At 53.6% G+C, this 16,842-nt stretch carries 22 protein-coding genes and 1 tRNA gene; 15 read left to right on the forward strand and 8 right to left on the reverse strand.

Going from position 1 to position 16,842, the window contains the following annotated elements; genetic code table 11:
• Positions 1–76: 76 nt before the first annotated feature.
• Positions 77–826: a flagellar brake protein gene (locus HBO05_RS14045; RefSeq protein WP_169955173.1), complete on the forward strand. Its 750-nt coding sequence runs from the start codon at positions 77–79 to the stop codon at positions 824–826.
• A 60-nt stretch (positions 827–886) separates the two neighbouring features.
• Here HBO05_RS14045 and HBO05_RS14050 read toward each other — a convergent pair whose 3' ends face one another.
• Positions 887–2,266: an MFS transporter gene (locus HBO05_RS14050; RefSeq protein WP_169955172.1), complete on the reverse strand. Its 1,380-nt coding sequence runs from the start codon at positions 2,264–2,266 to the stop codon at positions 887–889.
• Between the two features lie 545 nt (positions 2,267–2,811).
• On the opposite strand from HBO05_RS14050, the gene HBO05_RS14055 reads away from it, so the two are divergent.
• On the forward strand, positions 2,812–4,023 hold the full coding sequence (locus HBO05_RS14055) for a site-specific integrase (RefSeq protein WP_172312921.1): 1,212 nt from the start codon (positions 2,812–2,814) through the stop codon (positions 4,021–4,023).
• Here the strand turns inward: HBO05_RS14055 and HBO05_RS14060 are convergent.
• A complete protein-coding gene (locus HBO05_RS14060; RefSeq protein WP_172312923.1) occupies positions 4,020–4,517 on the reverse strand; it encodes a hypothetical protein in 498 nt (165 codons plus the stop codon). The two genes, HBO05_RS14055 and HBO05_RS14060, sit on opposite strands and share 4 nt — an antisense overlap.
• Positions 4,518–4,679: 162 nt before the next feature.
• Here HBO05_RS14060 and HBO05_RS14065 point away from each other — a divergent pair, with 162 nt between their 5' ends.
• The 3 genes from HBO05_RS14065 (at position 4,680) to HBO05_RS14075 (ending at position 5,722) form a co-directional block, all read left to right on the forward strand.
• On the forward strand, positions 4,680–4,880 hold the full coding sequence (locus HBO05_RS14065) for a helix-turn-helix domain-containing protein (RefSeq protein ID WP_172312925.1): 201 nt from the start codon (positions 4,680–4,682) through the stop codon (positions 4,878–4,880).
• 136 nt (positions 4,881–5,016) lie between these two features.
• Positions 5,017–5,253, forward strand: a complete 237-nt coding sequence (locus HBO05_RS14070) for a helix-turn-helix domain-containing protein (RefSeq protein WP_172312926.1) — start codon at positions 5,017–5,019, stop codon at positions 5,251–5,253.
• A 64-nt stretch (positions 5,254–5,317) separates the two neighbouring features.
• The gene (locus HBO05_RS14075; RefSeq protein WP_093128165.1) at positions 5,318–5,722 is read left to right on the forward strand and encodes a hypothetical protein; all 405 of its coding nucleotides are present in this window, start codon (positions 5,318–5,320) and stop codon (positions 5,720–5,722) included.
• Between the two features lie 477 nt (positions 5,723–6,199).
• Here the strand turns inward: HBO05_RS14075 and HBO05_RS29295 are convergent, their stop codons facing one another.
• Together HBO05_RS29295 and HBO05_RS29300 are read right to left on the reverse strand one after the other, a co-directional pair.
• Complete coding sequence (locus HBO05_RS29295; protein ID WP_262381407.1) at positions 6,200–6,565, reverse strand: hypothetical protein; 366 nt, start codon at positions 6,563–6,565, stop codon at positions 6,200–6,202.
• A gap of 146 nt (positions 6,566–6,711) precedes the next feature.
• A complete protein-coding gene (locus HBO05_RS29300) occupies positions 6,712–6,942 on the reverse strand; it encodes a hypothetical protein (RefSeq protein WP_262381408.1) in 231 nt (76 codons plus the stop codon).
• Positions 6,943–7,106: 164 nt separating this feature from the next.
• Here HBO05_RS29300 and HBO05_RS14085 point away from each other — a divergent pair, with 164 nt between their 5' ends.
• Complete coding sequence (locus HBO05_RS14085; protein WP_172312928.1) at positions 7,107–8,105, forward strand: hypothetical protein; 999 nt, start codon at positions 7,107–7,109, stop codon at positions 8,103–8,105.
• Positions 8,106–8,254: 149 nt separating this feature from the next.
• Here the strand turns inward: HBO05_RS14085 and HBO05_RS14090 are convergent, their stop codons facing one another.
• Complete coding sequence (locus HBO05_RS14090) at positions 8,255–9,142, reverse strand: DUF2971 domain-containing protein (protein ID WP_172312930.1); 888 nt, start codon at positions 9,140–9,142, stop codon at positions 8,255–8,257.
• A 440-nt stretch (positions 9,143–9,582) separates the two neighbouring features.
• Here HBO05_RS14090 and HBO05_RS14095 point away from each other — a divergent pair, with 440 nt between their 5' ends.
• The 6 genes from HBO05_RS14095 (at position 9,583) to HBO05_RS14120 (ending at position 12,967) form a co-directional block, all read left to right on the forward strand.
• Positions 9,583–9,939, forward strand: coding sequence for a hypothetical protein (locus tag HBO05_RS14095; protein ID WP_172312932.1), 357 nt, complete (start codon positions 9,583–9,585; stop codon positions 9,937–9,939).
• Between the two features lie 495 nt (positions 9,940–10,434).
• The gene (locus HBO05_RS14100) at positions 10,435–10,851 is read left to right on the forward strand and encodes a DUF5681 domain-containing protein (protein WP_172312934.1); all 417 of its coding nucleotides are present in this window, start codon (positions 10,435–10,437) and stop codon (positions 10,849–10,851) included.
• Complete coding sequence (locus HBO05_RS14105; RefSeq protein ID WP_070994668.1) at positions 10,848–11,279, forward strand: hypothetical protein; 432 nt, start codon at positions 10,848–10,850, stop codon at positions 11,277–11,279. The genes HBO05_RS14100 and HBO05_RS14105 overlap by 4 nt, the downstream gene beginning before the upstream one ends.
• Entirely contained in the window at positions 11,266–11,475 is a 210-nt protein-coding gene (locus HBO05_RS14110; RefSeq protein WP_143007505.1) for a hypothetical protein, read from the forward strand. The genes HBO05_RS14105 and HBO05_RS14110 overlap by 14 nt, the downstream gene beginning before the upstream one ends.
• 4 nt (positions 11,476–11,479) lie before the next feature.
• Complete coding sequence (locus HBO05_RS14115; RefSeq protein WP_172312936.1) at positions 11,480–12,313, forward strand: hypothetical protein; 834 nt, start codon at positions 11,480–11,482, stop codon at positions 12,311–12,313.
• Between the two features lie 222 nt (positions 12,314–12,535).
• Positions 12,536–12,967, forward strand: a complete 432-nt coding sequence (locus HBO05_RS14120) for a trypco2 family protein (protein WP_172312938.1) — start codon at positions 12,536–12,538, stop codon at positions 12,965–12,967.
• A 70-nt stretch (positions 12,968–13,037) separates the two neighbouring features.
• Here the strand turns inward: HBO05_RS14120 and HBO05_RS14125 are convergent, their stop codons facing one another.
• A complete protein-coding gene (locus tag HBO05_RS14125) occupies positions 13,038–13,697 on the reverse strand; it encodes a DUF4145 domain-containing protein (protein WP_172312940.1) in 660 nt (219 codons plus the stop codon).
• 157 nt (positions 13,698–13,854) lie between these two features.
• Between HBO05_RS14125 and HBO05_RS14130 the strand changes: the two genes are divergently transcribed.
• Positions 13,855–14,469 carry a recombinase family protein gene (locus HBO05_RS14130; protein ID WP_172312942.1) on the forward strand — a complete coding sequence of 205 codons (615 nt, stop codon included), beginning with the start codon at positions 13,855–13,857 and terminating at the stop codon, positions 14,467–14,469.
• A gap of 3 nt (positions 14,470–14,472) precedes the next feature.
• On the opposite strand, the gene HBO05_RS14135 is transcribed toward HBO05_RS14130, so the two are convergent.
• The gene (locus HBO05_RS14135; protein ID WP_172312944.1) at positions 14,473–15,477 is read right to left on the reverse strand and encodes a hypothetical protein; all 1,005 of its coding nucleotides are present in this window, start codon (positions 15,475–15,477) and stop codon (positions 14,473–14,475) included.
• Positions 15,478–15,629: 152 nt separating this feature from the next.
• A tRNA-Arg gene (locus HBO05_RS14140) sits at positions 15,630–15,706 on the reverse strand.
• A 319-nt stretch (positions 15,707–16,025) separates the two neighbouring features.
• Here HBO05_RS14140 and HBO05_RS14145 point away from each other — a divergent pair.
• Together HBO05_RS14145 and HBO05_RS14150 are read left to right on the forward strand one after the other, a co-directional pair.
• A complete protein-coding gene (locus HBO05_RS14145) occupies positions 16,026–16,250 on the forward strand; it encodes a hypothetical protein (RefSeq protein ID WP_172312946.1) in 225 nt (74 codons plus the stop codon).
• 11 nt (positions 16,251–16,261) lie between these two features.
• Positions 16,262–16,441 (forward strand): PA3371 family protein, encoded by a 180-nt coding sequence (locus tag HBO05_RS14150; protein ID WP_169955165.1) that lies wholly within the window; start codon positions 16,262–16,264, stop codon positions 16,439–16,441.
• Positions 16,442–16,842 lie beyond the last annotated feature (401 nt).

The raw sequence follows: 16,842 nt of genomic DNA on the forward strand, positions 1-16,842 counted from the left end.
CTATCAAGGCGTGCCACATGCTGGCAAAATGCCGGTTCTTGCGTGTAGTCGTATTTTGTCTGGAGATGGAAGAACCGTGTTCAACACCCTTAGCGCGGAAGATGCTCCGCAGCCCCCCAAGGTCCTCACCACCCCTCTGGAAATTGCCAGCACCCTGCGGCTGCTGCAAGAGAGCCACGACCCGCTGATCATCACCTTCCACGAACGCAACCAGCGCTTCCAAAGCTACCTGGTGGATGTCGACAAGGACAGCAAGACCCTGAGCCTGGACGAAATGATCCCGCCCGAAGGTGAACGCTATCTGGAGAATGGCGAAGCATTTCGTATCGAAGGCTTTCACGAAGGCGTGCGCGTGGCCTGGGACAGCAATGGCCCGCTGACCATCGGTGCAAAGGACGGCCACCGCATCTATAAAGGCAGCCTGCCAGAAGAAGTGGTCTACCATCAGCGCCGCAATGCCTTTCGCGCGGCATTGAAACTGGCGCAACTGGTGAATATCGAACTGGGTGGCGAGAAACTCAAGGCGCCTATCAGTGGCAAGCTGCTGGATATCTCCGCCACCGGCTGCAAGCTGCGCTTTGAAGGTGATATCTCCGAGCGCCTGCAACTAGGCCAGGTCTACGACCGTTTTATCGCCGCCCTGCCCTTCGGCAGCATGACCACGGCGGTGGAGCTGCGCTACCTGCACTTCGAAGAAAGGATCAACACCACCTTTGCCGGTGTGCGCTTTCACAACATGAGCGGCCTGGTGCAGCGCCAGGTTGAGCGGTTTGTCTACCAACTGCAGCGCGAGGCGCGACGGTTCGATAAAGACGACGACATGTAAGCGCCAAACCACAGGCACAAAAAAACGGGCAGCTCCTTTGGGAACTGCCCGTTTTTTGTTTCAGGGACGGGCCCGGCTCAGGTCATGCGGGTGTTCATCCGGGTCAGGATGCTCCGGCGGCTCGGGCTCGGGCTGCGGCTCCATCTCCGGCTCTGCGTCGGGCGCAGGCTCTGGCGCGGCGGTTTGCATCTGGTCCTGGACCACCTGCTCATCCACCCGCGGGTCGAGGGCTGCCACCAATGGCGAACTGGACATGCTGTCGGGCATGGCCACGTGGTGCAACGGCGCGTCGTCCACCTGATGCAGGTTGGTCACAGCCTTGGGGCGAATACGCCAGACCAGGATCAATGCGCACAGGCTGAAGAAGGCATAGAGCATCTGGTTGCCAAACAGCTTCATCACCACGCCGGCCAGCAACGGCCCGATACTCGCGCCCACCCCGTAGGTCACCAGCAACATCGCGGTGAGCGACACTCGGCGATCACCTTCGACATGGTCATTGGAAAATGCCACGGCCAGCGGATAGAGGCAGAACTGCACCAACGAACACAGGAACCCGGCGATAAACAGCACTTCCAGCGGCACCTGGGTCATGATCGCCAGCGGCAATGCCGCCACCGCCAGGCACAGGGCGAAACAGCGAATCAACAAGGCGCGGTCATAGCGATCGGACAGCCAGCCCAGCGGCCACTGCACCAACAGGCCGGCAAAAATGCAGCTACCCATGAACAGGCCGACCTGTTCGGTGCTCAAGCCCTGTTGGGCCGCGTACAGCGGCGCCAGGCCGTAGAAGGACCCGACGATCAGGCCCGCCCCCAGCACCGTACTCAAAGACTGCGGCACACGCTTGATAAAAAAGCGCGGCTCCATCGGCGCCGGATGCAAGGGCGCGGGGTGAATACGCCGGGTCATGGCGACCGGCACCAGGCACAGGGCAAAACACAGCGCCACCAGCATCAGCAACTCAAGCCCCAATTGGGGGTGCATGACCAGAATCAGTTGGCCCAGCACCAGGCCCAGGTACGACGCGATCATATAGCCGCTGAACACCACGCCACGCTGCTTGGCATCCGCCTGCTCGTTGAGCCAGCTCTCGATCACCATGTACTGGCACATCATGCCGAGGCCGACGATTATCCGTAGCACGATCCAGGCCGGCAGCCAGTCCACCAGGCCATGGCCCAGCACCGCCGCACCGACAATCCCGGCACAGGTGGCATAGGCCCGAATATGACCAACGCGGGCGATCAGGCGATGCCCGATCTTGCCACCCAGCACCAGGCCAAAATAGTTGGCCGCCATCAGCGCACCGACCCATAGGCTGTCGACGTTATCCGCCGCCAGGCGCAAGGCCAGGTAAGTACTGAGCAGGCCGGAGCCGATCAGCATCATCAAGGAGGCGAAATAAAGGGCTCGAAAAGATTTCCAGATCTGGCGCATCGGCGTTCCGAGCGGCTCCTTGCAGTGGGTGTCAGGCAATTCGCACTAGCCTGAGGGCGAAGCGTCGTTAAGCCCAGGCACCCAACTACACAGGCACCCAGGGGCATTTTGATCCAGCAAGCGGCACAACCTCGGGATCACCGAAGCATGCAGCCTTCGATGAACTTGGCACCCAACAGTTCCTTCGCTGTTCAGCTACGTGTCAGACGCATCCAGACCGGGGGCGAGGTACAAGGTTTTAACAATATATCTCGCCAGCCAGCCCAAAGGCACTGGCCAAGCGGCCAAGAAAACAGCCGCCCATAAAAAAACCCCGCCAGCAAAATCTGATCGGGGTTTTTCAGCGTCTCGGCCAGGGTGGAGGCGAGACTGCAAATGGTGTCCCAGGGCCGGTTCGAACGGCCAACCTTCCCCTTAGGAGGGTCATATCAAGCCCAGTCACCATTGAGAAAACCCAGTATTTATTGGCCTTAGCGTCCGGTTGCGTCCGTAAAAACGACCCCGTATAGTACTTTTTGCACCCACCATGCACCCATGGGAACAAATTGAAAGAGAAGCTAACAGCCAAACTGCTGGGATCACTGCAGGTCACTGGCAACGAATACGAAGTTCACGATACCACCGTCGGCGGTCTATTCGTGCGTGTTACTGCCGCAGGTGCAAAGTCTTACGTCGTCTCCTGGGCCCGTGGCCGGAAGAAGACTTTAGGCCGTGTAGGCATTCTCACGCTTGATCAAGCGCGCACTGAGGCCACTCAGTACCTCGCAGAAGCCCGAGCACATGGAGAGCCTCTGGCGGTCACTCAAGGCCGAAGGGGAGCCACCCTGCCCTCCTTGCGCGACTTCATTGAAGACACCTATATGCCGTGGTTCAAGGCTCATCACAAAGGCCACGAGAAGACGCAGCACACCCTCAGCAATAACTTCGACCCAATCATGTCCCAGCGCCTGGACGCGATCACCGGGCGAGACCTGGAGCAGATCCGCACCGCCTGGATGCAAGCCGGCAACAAAGCATCGACGGTGAATCGAAAAATGGGCTCGATCAGTGGTGTTTTCAGTCGTGCCGTTGAGTGGGAGTACATCGACACACACCCGCTGGCCAAGCTGAAACAGCTCAAAGTCGACTCAAAGGGGGTGATTCGCTACCTGGCTGCTGATGAGACCAAGCGTCTACGCGACGCCCTGGACGCTCGACAGGATGAGATGAGGGCTGAGCGCGAGAGTGCAAACACCTGGAGGACGGACCGCCACCGAGAGCCGATGCCAAGCCTGCTGGAACTGCCCTTCACCGATCACCTGAAGGCCATGGTGTTGGTATCGTTGAATACCGGCATGAGGCGCGGAGAGCTGTTCGACCTGAAATGGTCAGCGGTGAACTTCGACACGAAGACAATCACAGTCGCCGGGGCCACCACCAAGACAAGCGATACGCGCCACATCCCGATGAACAGGGAGACTATTGGGGTGCTGGAAGCCTGGAAAAAGCAGGTGAGCGAGTCGCCGTATGTCTTCCCTGGCCAAGGCGGCGGTCGTTTTGAGGACGTGAAAAGCGCCTGGCTCAAATTGCTTGAGCGGGCGCAGATCGACGGATTCCGCTGGCACGATATGCGGCACGACTTTGCTTCACGCCTGGTAATGGCTGGCGTACCGCTCAACACGGTACGGGATCTGCTGGGGCACGCCGATATTAAGATGACACTTCGTTACGCGCACTTGGCGCCAGGCACCAAGGCCGCCGCGGTAGAGCTGATTTAGAAAGGAGGCTCAAAGGGAACGATAGTGCGGCTTTCTTTGTTTTCCTCCACGTGCTCGAGAAGGTCGCTCCAGAACATTCGGATATATTCTCGATCAAGGCGACCTACCCCCTCGACTTGCCAGTGAGTGCCAATTTTTGCGTGCGCTTTTTCCATGAAAACAGGGGATGCCTTAATCGTCTCCCAGATACGCTGCTCTTCAAATGTGAGGAGGTTAGGCAGGTGATAGCAGAGATTTACAAAGCGCTCACTTTCATCAGTCGACCACACCTCTGTTACGGCATTAGCAACCGACCGGCTCTCTGTATTCCCACCATCATGAAATGGAACATCAAGATCGAAAACCAACGCTTCAACTGCTGCCTCTACTACCCCAGTAATTGACTGCCGTTTTACCCGAGAAATGACGTCGATCGTGAATTTGACCTTTGGGTCTAACCGGAGGGTCAGTGTTTCGGTCTTCCGCGATCCCTGGTTAGGTTTGTTCTTGGCCATTTCAAAATCTCCGAGCCATAAATCGAGCGACAATCCTAATCCGTACGTCCGAGCGAGTCCATACGCTCATACAAATCATATAGCATCAGTTGACGTACAGTATTCTTAACGAATAGGATTGGTCCACGGCCACTCAATTCCAATGGCCGATGGAGAACCAAAATGCTTGCAGCAGAACAACCAGCAGCCTTGTCCGTCAGCGTCGAAGACGCAGCTCGGATCGTCGGATATTCGCGATCGGGTGTTTATGAGTTGATAGCAAAGGGAGAAATCAAAACCTTCAAGCTTGGTAGGCGTCGCTTGATTCTGATGAGCGAACTTAAGGTTTGGATCGAACGAGCAGCGAAGGAAGGTGCCCGGTGATTAGTGCGTTGCCCCTGGAAGCTGGACCGGAAGGGATTGAATCAAGAGAACTGAATAATAGAGAGAGCGTTAAGGCGGTGTTCGAGCACCGCCCTAACGAAAACACACTGGATAGCACCAACGTGAAGGGCAAACTATGACACGCCATTCTTCGACAGAGCAAGACCGCAAGATGATAGAGGCGCTGAGAAACGGCCCTGTATCGACCATCGAAGCCGCTAGGGATCTGGATATAGTCCAGCCACCGAATACGATCCGCCGCCTCAGAAAGAAAGGCAACGAGATTCGTACCTATTGGACGCATCAGTCCACCGAGCCAGGCCGCCCGCCACATCGCGTGGCCAAGTACATCCTCATGCGCGAAGCGTCCTAAACCAGATATCCAGCGCTTTCCCCAGTTGTGGGGCAAGCGCTCGCACCTGCCTGTGAGCCGCTGAATGGCCAGAAAGAAATCCTACAAAGTCGATTTTGGCGGCGGCCGAGTTTTGGCGCTTCCCTATCGGCTCTTGGTCAGCGACGCCTTCGACAATCTGTCGACCAAGGCGGTAACGGTGCTGATCAAGTTGGCCAGGAACTACAACGGCCGTAATAACGGGGATCTCTCCTGCACTGCCTCAATGATGGCCAAGGGTAAGCCTATGGACGCGAAGACACTTGCCTCAGCCCTCGCTGAGCTTATGGAGGCTGGGCTGATCGTTCGCACAAGGGAGAGCCGTAAGGGCGGTAGAGAGCAGGGAATGGCCCGTTGCGCGCTGTATGCGGTCACGTGGGCAGCAATTGACGACTGCCCGGGAAAGGAGCTCGAGATTTCCCCTGGGCCACCGCGCTTCAAGTTCATCTGAGTTCGAGTTTTTCGGTGGGAATTTTTCCGCCTAGTACTGGGAATTTTTCCCAGTCATCACTCCCTCATTGTCCGGTTGCGTCCGGGTATTTTGCTGAAATGGTGCAGTACTGGGATTTTTTCCCAGTACCTTTCAATGAAACCGGGGCCTCCAGAGGAGTGCGTAAACGGAAAAAATCCCACCCTTTATAAATTACCACCACCAGGGGTTATTAAGATGGGACCAAGGACCTACCAGCAGGCCCGCTGCACTCATGGTTATGCTGGGAAATGTAAGCGCATCGGAGGCTTCACTTTCCTTATTCTCGACTGGCGACCTTGGACGATGCTCGGAATGTGCAGACCGTGCGCCGAGGAAGTGAGGAAAGACCTTATCTATCTCGCCGAGAAGGCACCAACGGCCAACAAATGAAAAAGGGCACCACCCTGTTTCGGGGTAGTGCCCTTGATGCTGCGAAGGTTTCTTTGCTTGTCAGCCCTACTCCAACACCACCGCGCGGTATTGCTGATCACCGCCCAGGTCATCCGAGCCGAAAAGAGCCTGGTTGACGGCCTTCCTACTCTCAAGCAGAAGGTCATGCTCATCATGAGTGCCAATGTCCGCCGCAACCCACTCAGGGAGCTCCTTACGCCGCCGTAACTCGCTCAGGTGTGTCCACCACCGGGTAGCGTAGCGACGCTCTGCGAGGATTAGCTCAACCACCAAGGTTCGTTGCTTCTCGGTGAAGAGGGGCAGATGTAAGACGCTAGCGTCGCCCGCCTCAGTGCGTGCCGAGCCCTCCCCTTCAAATCCGGACTTATCTTGGCCTTTCAGAGCGTTACTGATATTTTGGTAAAGTTGCATGACGTGTACCTTGAAGTTTCGTCGTGTGATCGCCAGGCCGCTGTTGACGCAGCGGCTTGGCACCTTTTCTGTGATGGCTCAAAATAGAGCCATCGATTCAATCGGCTAGATTTTCAGCCGATTACCGGGGTGAACGGTCTGTTCAACTACTGCTTACCCTTCTCGCTGATCCAGCCTGCCGCCCAGCTTAGGGGGTCTTTCGACTCCATCGGATTGAGTGGCTTCCCGTCGCGTGCCGCTTGCTTACCCTCCTGCTCTGTCTCTGTGTGAATCCATACAGAGGTATGCCTATAGCCTGCTTCGCGCTGTCGCTCCTTGAAGAGCCTTTGGCGTTTTGCCGCGGATAAAGGCTCTTTGGGCTCAGAGGGCTTGCTCATCAATCTCTCCATTCACACTTGCTGTGAGAGGACTATAATCATTCGTTAGTGGTAACGCAAGATATAGAATGCAAGCACACACTTGGCATCCCCTGCAGATGGATCCTGACTCCCTTTCACAGCATGGTGATGGCATAATGCTTTCAAAGACCAAGAGCATAATCATGGACATGGATATCAAAAAGAAACACTTCATCGATCAAAAAGTTAGAGAGCGTTGGGTGTTAACTCTCTCACCTCTGTTAATCGGGGTCTTGCTAAAACTTTATGTCGATATACCGTTTCGCTCGGAATACAATACAAAAGTCACAATAGCCGAATACTCTTACCCAATATTTTTTGCAACAAGCTTCTTTTATGTATTATTTTGGTATCTTAGAACGGGATTCAAGGATAGAAAAATCCTTGAACAAGACCCTGATCGTTTGAAGATGCGCAATGAAAACTCGGAGCTCAAATCTAAGCTTAAACAGATGCAACGAGAAATAGAATTCCTTCACAGTCACCACTTTGAAAGTCAAACAAACAACAGCTTTGTGGCAACTCAAAAAAACCGCAGTGCGAACCCAGATGCCTATACCGAGGAGCATATTCTTAAGTCAGAAATCAATATGACTATAAACAAAACTCGCGACTTATCTTTCAGTAGAATCGAAAGAGAAATCAGTAGATCGGGCTTCAGAGGAGCTATTTACTTAGTGTCAGGCGTATTCTTAGCAGTACTCGGAATTTTAGCGTTAGCAGGGTTCGTTTTCCCCAACGCATTTGGCGTCTACTCAAGATTTTTCAATAGCACACCAGAAACTGGCGCAAGTGATTACGCAACAGCAATTCATTATGCATCTAAATTTTCATTTATTATTTCCATTGAAATCCTTGCTTACTTCTTTCTTCGACTTCACAAATCAAATCTGGTTGAGGCAAAATACTATCAAAACGAACTAACCAACCTTGAGATAAAATACCTCTCTCTTGACGCCGCCCTTTATGTCAAGCGTGCAGAAACTTCACACAAGGTAATATCAAACCTATCTGAAACAGAGAGAAATCATATCCTTGAAAAGGGCCAGTCCACCACTGAGCTGAAAAAAATCGAGCTGGAAAAAAACCAGTTTGTAGAAATTACAAAGGCGCTCGCCTCATTAACTCCCAAATCAAAATAAAGTTATTGCAAACAATAGAATATATGATAAACCTTAGAACTGAACGTTAAGATGCACGGAGAGATGTGAGCACATTACGCACATCTCTTCAGCCTCCTTGACATTGATTGCTCCCACTGACTTTAGCGAAGTGTAACCTCCAGCCTGCGTCACCCAGCACAAATCAATAACTTACGCTCTAGTTTACCGCCATGTAGCTCCATGCGATAAAGCGAAGCCCTTGTGTATTTTTCAGAAATTAGTTGACGAACACGCTCCTCAGTGACGCTAGTCGCCCGTGCACCTATTGTTACTGATTCTAACTCCTCTGGATAAAAAAGATAATCACCAACCTGCTTTTCTGCTTCATTCCTTCGCCAGGTGATAACACGCCATTCACGCTCATACTCCCATGACTTATCCTTAGTATAAAAAATGGCATGCAACGTACGCTTTCTTAGTTCTGAAGTGTTACCGAATAATAAAAAATCGAGGCCTGACCCTACGACAGGCCTCTCAGCTGAGTAGGAGACTTGCGTGGCTGCTATCAGCGGCGTGGAGCGCTCCACAATGTGGCGAAAGCCCATAACACAGCCTGTGTGGTTCTCAGCGTAATTCCCCCACATGGCTTGGTTGTCATACTCCGATGTAACGCATAGAACACGGGCAGCATTTAATCCAAGATTCTTTACGTAGTCTTGAAGTGCCAACTCAATATTTTTATCGGCGCTAACCAGCTCACCAGTCAGCTCCTCCAGTAAGTCTTCACGTTTTTTGCTCCCATCTGAGGCTATCTTTTTAACGAGATTAAGTAGCAAGCGTACTTGAGGTACTAAATTTTCCTCATTGATATCCTTACCATCATAAGCCGCATCCACAATTGCTTTAGGCAGATCTTTATAGGAGTCTGCGACACTGGGATAAAATTGCGGCATACGTTGAAATTCAGAAATATCGTTAAACAACAGCGGACTTGACCAGCGTAACCTAGAGCTCTCAAGCACTAAGCAAGCTGTTGACGATGGCGTGTATTTATAGAAAACCGAGGGAAGCTGCATAGCTGGCATCCATTAGTAAAAATTTTGAAAGGTTTCTATGCAGAGGGTAACTGCCAGTCGTCATCATACGGGCGTTGAACAAACCAAGCGAACCCAATGGACGCGTGTGAAGGGTCACCCAATGGAATGAAACGCCGCCCGTAGCGGGTATCGCACGACGCGACGTTTTGGTCTCACTGAATGCAGAAAGCAACACACAGTGTAGAAATCAACACAGGGGGGAGTGGCCAATATCACCAGACCTGCTACAAGACCCAGGATGGAACCTCCTCCCCTCCCATCGAGACAGACCAAATGAGCCGACTCGGACCGTCTGGTCTACTTGGCCACCGCTCATCCTGACAGCAGGCTGGAACAGGTGTGATACAGCGGGTCTCGCCTCGCCAGAATAAAGAGGGGCCTGCTATCCTCAGCGCTCGCCAATTTGAAGGAGCAAAAGGATGTCACGCCCAAATTTCAACTGGGACACATATGCGGCAAAAGCTAAATTCGATGACGTGCGCGAGCTGTGCGCAAGTCATGGCCGGCTTCCGACGATGTACAACCCCGACAGAACGCTGGTCTACCTTTCATCACAAGACCTGGCTGTAGCTGTCGATGATCTAAAAGAGCTGCAGTCACTTTTGGCTGATGTAAAACGCAGCTTTTTCCAAACGCTCAATAATCAAGACCACAGCTACAAAAAGCTTTATGAGTTGGAAACGGATTACGACTTGCTTTCAAATCTGCTAAGCAATTTAGACAGCCCGCCAGATCATTACGGTATTCGCTTGCCGAACCAGATCCAGGATAAATAACCTATCGCCGCGCCACGTTTTCACATATCGCAAAACGTGGCGCGGAAACCTGACATACCAAAACGGTAGTTCAGGCCTCCCCGCTCCAGCCTCAATCCGAGTTCGGACTGAGCCGGAAACCCGGCCTTGTATCACTTTGACTATCCTCGACTTACTGCAACAAAAACACCCTCTCCAATCCCGCCAAAACCAAATATTTCAGTCCCATTCAATCCCGTTGCGTGTAGCACCTAAGGTGCACCTAAAAAGCACTGGATAAATGATCAGATCATGCCTAATGTGAGTTTTTGAGCCACTCAAAACTCCATTCGAGGCCGCATCTATGAACACAGCTAAGCCCGCCCGAGGACGCCAGCACAAACCAACTCGCTCTGAAGTTGCTGCCGCCTGGGGCCGCCTTCGCGAAGCCGCAGCAGACGGAAGCGTTCAAGCATCTGCCCTGCTGATAGCGCTCGCCGAAAACAAACCGGTCATCGCCATGGAATCGCCCACCGCATGACTGATCGCGATAAAGCCGGCAAATGGAAGCCCGGACAGTCGGGTAATCCCGGTGGCCGTTCCGGCCAGACACAAGAACTGCGCGCCCGACTCGCGGAAGGTGCAGACGCCGTGACAAAGAAGGTTCTGACAGCGGCCAAGAAAGGCGACATGCAGGCTTGCCGACTGATCCTTGAACGCCTGGTGCCGCCAATCAAGCCAACTGCCGAGACAGTGTGCTTCGACCTGGACGACACCGACCTGCCCAGCGCAGCCAAATCAATCCTTCGCGCAGTTGCCGCCGGCGAGCTACCGCCCGACCAGGGCAAGGCATTGATCGAAGGACTAGGCGCTGTTGCCCGGGTCATCGAAGTTGCCGAGCTACAGAAGGCTGTTGAAGAACTCCGCGAACAGGTGGAGGGAATGCGGCAATGAGCATTAAGTGGATGCGCGCCGAGCTCAAACGAATAGCAGAAAAGATCGGCGCCGAAGACGAAGAGACAGTGCTCGTTATGTTGACGGTAGTGGACTGCAGCGTTGACGCGGTTGAGGAGGAGATGGACTACCCCAAGACGGTGGGCCATTCGTTCAACTATCCCGTCCTGGGCGTGCAAACGGTGATGCACTTCCCACTGTGCACCATGAACAGCAACGACGCGGCCAATCTGGCAGAGGCGTTCATTCTCCACGTCCGCGCAATTGAAAGCCTCCGCCGTCCCGCTCCGGTAGGCGTGATGGATATGCGGCCATTCCCAAGCTCTAGTGCCTGGATCTTCCCGCCGCTGGCTGATGGGCAAAACATCAAAGAGCACGTCGCAGAACAGTACCAACTGATCATCGAGGCCCGCCATGAACATCCGTAACCAGGTGGCCAAGCTGCGCCAGCAATCCGGGCTCACTCAGTTCAATCGTGACGTGCGAGAGATCAGCGCCCTTATGGACGAGTTGCACGCAGCAGCAACCGGCGGCGACTCCCCGGAGAACGCTTCCCTACTCGAGATCCTGAGCGAAGCCTCAGACCAAAGCCGGCCGAACCGCGGCCAGACAATCAAAAGGTAACTCAATGAAAATCGGCAAACGCTCCGTCCTCAAAGTTGGCTTGGCCAACCTCCATTACTCCGAATACGAGCACTCCCAGGTAGAGGCCCGAACATTCAATATACAGCGCCCCGACGGCACCAAAGGCACATGGCAGGCCGGCGGCTTGCTGAAGTCAGTTCGCCATTTGCAGGGCTTGGCGCTGGAGACTTTCAAGGACCTTGGAGAAGAAATTCTCTCGATTCGGGGAAACAAAGACCTCAACGCCGCAGCCATCGAGCGCAAGGGCAAGGAGCAGATCGACGGGATCGTTCCTGCCTTGATGCCGGCTATGGAAAAGGCGGCAAAGGATATGCTGACGCTGGCCCAAACAGTGGTCAACGGCTTTGCTCCGGTTACGCCTCGCGCAAGCTCGGACGTTGTTGGCTTCCTGGCTGATCAGGAGCTACGAGCCATCGTGCGGAGCCTTAAGCCGGAAGAGCGCCAGCGACTGGTCGCTGAGGCGCGTGCAGGTAGTCATCCCGACGTTGTAGAGGCGGTGCTCAGGGCAAACCCAATGCTCTCCGGGCTATCGCCAGAGGCGGCTGACAGCCTTTCGCGTGCTGGTATTGCCGCGTCCCGCGCCGAAGACATCGAAGGGCTCAAGCAGATGCTAGCGATCTACGATGACGTGCTGGCCACCGCCTCCAATGCTGGTGTCGCACTGAGCGGTATGGTCGCCAATTCGCATGGGTACACCGGCCGGTTTGAGAAGTGGAGATCGGGCTGCGAAGGCTCCGAATCGCTTCGCGAATGGCTGGCGAAAATGCCCACTCGCAACTCCGCAAAAGCGTCTCCTGATCAATCCGAAGCGGCCTAATTGACCATCCGTGCGCTACGCAAGTATTGGTAGCGCCGATCAGCCGGCTGATTCTTTGAGTAAGAAGACATGACGTTTCAAGAGCGCTTTGCCGAGGCGTGCAACACGCGAAAATTCAAACCCTACGAGCTGATACAAGGACCTGAGGATCAACTATAAAAACGGCCTCCCGGCGATACTTTTTATACGATATCGTGAGTTTTTAAACCCGAGTGCAGAGCCATGAAAGGAATGATCAGCCTAGTTGACTTCATCAAGGAAGTTAAAAAAGAACTCCGCGCAGCAGTCGATAATGAAGACCCTTTTTTTGAAATGGGAGAAGTCGAGCTAGAGGTCTCTTTCACCTTAGATGCATCCGCTAACGCCGGAGTAAAGTTACTGGTTGCAGACATTGGCGGCCAAACGAAAGCAACTCAGATGCACAAAGTAAAGATAAAGCTCCATCCGTTCGTGGAGGTGGAGGCAGAACAGCTCCCATCCTCGATGCCTGAAATCCGAAAAGGTGCAGTGACCACAGTTACGACTACCAGGCGCGTGGCTATCAAAGGCCCGCACTCCACCCAAGCCGGCAGCGTTAAGGACAAGCAAAAACCAAAAGCAAGCAAGCCAGTTGCTAGCGTCTCGCCAACGAAGGCTGCCCCTAGGGCAGGTTGATAGAGTGTGCTGATCTATGCCAGAGGCCCACAGTTTTGAGCATATATAATGCGAGCAGAACTGCTCACATCTACACCTTCGGCTTATCTCGTTTTTCAATCGCCAAGCGAGCCTTCTCCGGAAGGTTCGCGAATCGATCCTGCGTCTTGAGCGGTCGACTGATGCGCTCCTCGACAATGAAGTTAATCATCTCAAAGAGCACCAGAACGCTGTCATGGTCGTCCTCAAGGTTCATTTCCAGGGGGTGTACCGCGTTGTTCCCAGTTACGCGAATCACATCCAGCGCTTGTTGGATATGAGGATCAAGTCCTTGGGCCACCAGGGTTTTGATATCAGTGTCAATGTGCTCGCCTTTACCGCCGATGTGCCCTAGCAGCTTCTGGAGACAAAGCCGCAATAGGGCAGCAGCTCCCCGAGGGGATCGAGACGAAATCTCCCGAGCCTCCTCAAAATCTACCAGACAGTCCGGAGGAAGGTGCTCGTGAGCGGACGGAGCGCTAATCGCATTTGGAAAAATCAGCGTTCCCGTACGATCGTTCGTTGTGCTCCAAATGCTCAACTGCTCGCAGTGCTCGCACCTGCAAATGTAAAACTGAAAACTTAAATACCCGTAGCGTCCGAAATTGGACGTGGTTTGCCCCCACACCATAGTTGCCAATGTCTGACAGTCTGGATGCAAGCAAGTAAAAGCCTCACCTTTGAACGCAGGAGCCACGTGTCTAGGAGCCATCTATTCCCAACCTTCAAAACTATTTAGGTGATGGCACTTTAACCTATGCCTATCCAGATACAGGCTTATTTTGTCTTTTTCGGGCTTTTCGCTTGATAAGTGACACCCATAGTGCAACAGTATTAGTAGAACGCCCTAACTGATACAGGCACTCATCATGTTCATCCGCGCATACCTCCGAGCTTCCACCGAAGAACAAGACGCCGGCCGTGCCCGGGCTTCGCTCGAGCAGTTCGCAAGCGACCACAACAAGGTCATAGCAAGCGTGTACTTGGAGAACGCCAGCGGCGCCACCGCCGACCGGGCTGAGCTGCTGCGCCTGCTGAAGGATGCCCGCAAGGGTGACGTGTTGCTGGTGGAGTCGATAGACCGTCTTTCCCGCCTCCCGGTGGAGGACTGGCAAAAGCTCAAGGCTGCGATCGACTCCAAGGGACTGCGAATCGTCGCGCTCGACCTGCCGACCAGCCACCAGGGAATGCAGGACACCAAGGGCGACGAGTTCACCGGGCGGATGCTGGGTGCCATCAATTCAATGCTGGTGGAAATGATGGCCGCCATCGCACGCAAGGATTACGAGCAGCGCCGCGACCGGCAGGCCCAGGGCATAGAGAAGGCCAAAGCCGCCGGCAAGTACCAGGGGCGGCCAGTGGACGCCGATCTGCACAGGAGGGTGAAGGAATTGCTGAACGCTGGGCTGGGCATCCGCGCGACAGCGCGTCACGCGGCCTGCTCCACCACAACGGTATTGCGAATCAAGTCAGCGGAGCAGTAATGACTATTTGTCAGATTTAATCCGATCAGTGACCTTTTTGAGATCAAATCCCCTGATGCGACTTTCTTCGAGCAGCTCGATGAACTGCTTGAGAAATTTCATTGAGTCAGCTTCCGACGGTTTTTTTGCCCCTTTTAAAACTACAGGCAGCATATTTTCCATCACTGAACGACCGTGCTCAGTGAACTGCTCTTCGGTCATCTCTTTTAAATGTCGGTCAGCCCTGTATCGAGCCTCCACAAAGTCCTGATTTGTCCTTGGCGGAGGGGGTGGCGGCTCGTCCCGTTCGAAGCTGAGATTGGCGATGTCAGATGTCGAGCCGTAGCTTTGACCTTGCGAGTGGGCCCACGAACACAAAAACTCGTCTATATCGCTTTCAACTTTATGGTGGCGATAAGCGTTGCAATCATTGCTGATTATGAATGCTGGTATCAATTTCCCCGCTTCTGCCTTCATCCGATAAGTCGTTTGGATCAATACGACAAAATCGATATGCGAAAATCGATTGGGATTGTTGTCGTTTCCCCCTCGGAGCCAATAGTTGAATCTGTCTACAAGTTGAGACACAGGAATGCTATCGACGGTCTCATTCAAGACAAGCAGAATCCCAGGGGTTTCGGGATCAAGGCCTAAAAACTCCTTTGAGGATGCAATTTGCTTTTTCGCCTGGCGAAGCACCCCTTCCACCATGGTGGTGGCTTTGGAAACAATCCTATTGAGGTGTGCTTGACCGTCAGGCATACCAGCGATTGCGGTACTCAGGTCGTAGGTGCCGTAGATCAATGGGAATTCTTCTGAATCCATCACGGGCTTGGCGTGAGTGAATATTTTCTCCTTCGGATCAACCTCAAAGGTCTTGAGCTCAGTCACTGCTCTTCTATTGAAGAATAGATAGTCCGCCATTTTGACGTTCGGAGGTTGGTGTACGTGACCATCTAACTGAGTCACATGATCTTGGGTTTCAAGAAACTTGATCATGCGCTGCTCGATCGTCAATCCTTTGTCCATGAGCTATCTCCCGGTCAATTAGTTGCCAAGAGTCTATAGCACAGGGAAGCAGACGACGTAGAAGGAGAACAACGAAGGAGACAAATGCACCCGCTCTGCACCCATAGGGATTCGGCAAGAACGAATGAAAAGGCTAAAAGCCTTGAATTATATGGTGTCCCAGGGCCGGTTCGAACGGCCAACCTTCCCCTTAGGAGGGGGATGCTCTATCCAATTGAGCTACTGGGACTTATGACAGGCGCAGGCCAAATGGCGTCGCGACAGACGGCGTGCATGTTAACGGCCAAGGTGAGTTTTGTCATGTCGTCCGCAAGCTTTTTAGGCGTAAGCCGTTAACGCGCCCACCTCCTGCCTACAGGGCTGCCAAGACCCATCGTGCAAAATGCACTAGCACGAAAGGCCATCATTGCATCTTGCAACGAGCCATACTTTTGAGATCAATCTAACATACTGTTTTTTAAGGATTTTTATCAAAATAGCAGCTGGCACGATGACTGCACTCTTTACCCTTAACAATCTGTCCTGCACATGAACACGGGGAAACACCCATGAACAGCACCCTCCTGCTTCTGAATGCCCTGGCCCTGGCGGTACTGGTGATGTTCCAGTTGCAGATCAGTGGCGATAGCGATGCAGCGCAGATCAGCCACACAGGCAGCCACCAGACCCAGCAACGCGCGCAACTGGCAGTGATGACAGCCAATGGGCAACCCTCTGTTCAGTTGGCACAAGGCGCGCAGGCCGCCGGCACTTCTGAGCACTGGATTTTCTAAGCGAGCCGATCATGACCAAGACCACCTGGCTGTTTTTCATTCTGACCCTCATCACCGGCGTCATGGGGCTCAGCGCCACGTCGAATGATTGGCACACCCTTTCCCTAGGCGCCTGCGCCGTGTTCGCCAGCGCGTGGGTGATTGCCGCAATTGTCGGGCGTCGCTTCAAGTTCGACCCGGTTCTGCGCTGAACAACCGATTCACCCCCGCCGCCCCCCCCCCCTCACCTCTCACCCGACCTTATGTCGCCTGGGCGCGCAAATCGGCCATTTGCCACTAGTCTTAAAAATAAGGGCAAAAGGCCACATTGCTATAGGATGTGCGCCGCAAGACCCTCGGGCATCGAGAGCCTGCGCTGCGAATACTGCGCAGAAAAGTTTTCTAACCAGTCCGCAAATTTGATAATGAGTACTGGCATAAAGCCTGTAGTCAGTTCAATATTTGTCACAGAATTGACGCCAAGGAACCGGCAAATCTGAGGCATGATGCGGCCTCTTTGCAATTCAGGTTGAACATTTGTCCGCAAACCTTGTCCTAACACACATGTTGCGGCCAATTCCAAAAACCGCTCCCCTGAACTAACCGGTTAAAT

Source organism: Pseudomonas sp. WS 5079, assembly GCF_012985465.1.
Classification (GTDB): Bacteria; Pseudomonadota; Gammaproteobacteria; order Pseudomonadales; family Pseudomonadaceae; genus Aquipseudomonas.

Coding starts and splice junctions, on each gene's coding strand:
- HBO05_RS14075 (WP_093128165.1), top strand. CDS start 5,318: ATGGCCAGAAAGAAATCCTACAAAGTCGATTTTGGCGGCGGCCGAGTT.
- HBO05_RS14130 (WP_172312942.1), top strand. CDS start 13,855: ATGTTCATCCGCGCATACCTCCGAGCTTCCACCGAAGAACAAGACGCC.
- HBO05_RS14150 (WP_169955165.1), top strand. CDS start 16,262: ATGACCAAGACCACCTGGCTGTTTTTCATTCTGACCCTCATCACCGGC.
- HBO05_RS14090 (WP_172312930.1), bottom strand. CDS start 9,142: ATGCAGCTTCCCTCGGTTTTCTATAAATACACGCCATCGTCAACAGCT.
- HBO05_RS14065 (WP_172312925.1), top strand. CDS start 4,680: ATGCTTGCAGCAGAACAACCAGCAGCCTTGTCCGTCAGCGTCGAAGAC.
- HBO05_RS14135 (WP_172312944.1), bottom strand. CDS start 15,477: ATGGACAAAGGATTGACGATCGAGCAGCGCATGATCAAGTTTCTTGAA.
- HBO05_RS14105 (WP_070994668.1), top strand. CDS start 10,848: ATGAGCATTAAGTGGATGCGCGCCGAGCTCAAACGAATAGCAGAAAAG.
- HBO05_RS14115 (WP_172312936.1), top strand. CDS start 11,480: ATGAAAATCGGCAAACGCTCCGTCCTCAAAGTTGGCTTGGCCAACCTC.
- HBO05_RS29300 (WP_262381408.1), bottom strand. CDS start 6,942: ATGAGCAAGCCCTCTGAGCCCAAAGAGCCTTTATCCGCGGCAAAACGC.
- HBO05_RS14050 (WP_169955172.1), bottom strand. CDS start 2,266: ATGCGCCAGATCTGGAAATCTTTTCGAGCCCTTTATTTCGCCTCCTTG.
- HBO05_RS14145 (WP_172312946.1), top strand. CDS start 16,026: ATGAACAGCACCCTCCTGCTTCTGAATGCCCTGGCCCTGGCGGTACTG.
- HBO05_RS14095 (WP_172312932.1), top strand. CDS start 9,583: ATGTCACGCCCAAATTTCAACTGGGACACATATGCGGCAAAAGCTAAA.
- HBO05_RS14110 (WP_143007505.1), top strand. CDS start 11,266: ATGAACATCCGTAACCAGGTGGCCAAGCTGCGCCAGCAATCCGGGCTC.
- HBO05_RS14120 (WP_172312938.1), top strand. CDS start 12,536: ATGAAAGGAATGATCAGCCTAGTTGACTTCATCAAGGAAGTTAAAAAA.
- HBO05_RS14125 (WP_172312940.1), bottom strand. CDS start 13,697: ATGGCTCCTAGACACGTGGCTCCTGCGTTCAAAGGTGAGGCTTTTACT.
- HBO05_RS14085 (WP_172312928.1), top strand. CDS start 7,107: ATGGACATGGATATCAAAAAGAAACACTTCATCGATCAAAAAGTTAGA.
- HBO05_RS14100 (WP_172312934.1), top strand. CDS start 10,435: ATGACTGATCGCGATAAAGCCGGCAAATGGAAGCCCGGACAGTCGGGT.
- HBO05_RS14070 (WP_172312926.1), top strand. CDS start 5,017: ATGACACGCCATTCTTCGACAGAGCAAGACCGCAAGATGATAGAGGCG.
- HBO05_RS14060 (WP_172312923.1), bottom strand. CDS start 4,517: ATGGCCAAGAACAAACCTAACCAGGGATCGCGGAAGACCGAAACACTG.
- HBO05_RS29295 (WP_262381407.1), bottom strand. CDS start 6,565: ATGCAACTTTACCAAAATATCAGTAACGCTCTGAAAGGCCAAGATAAG.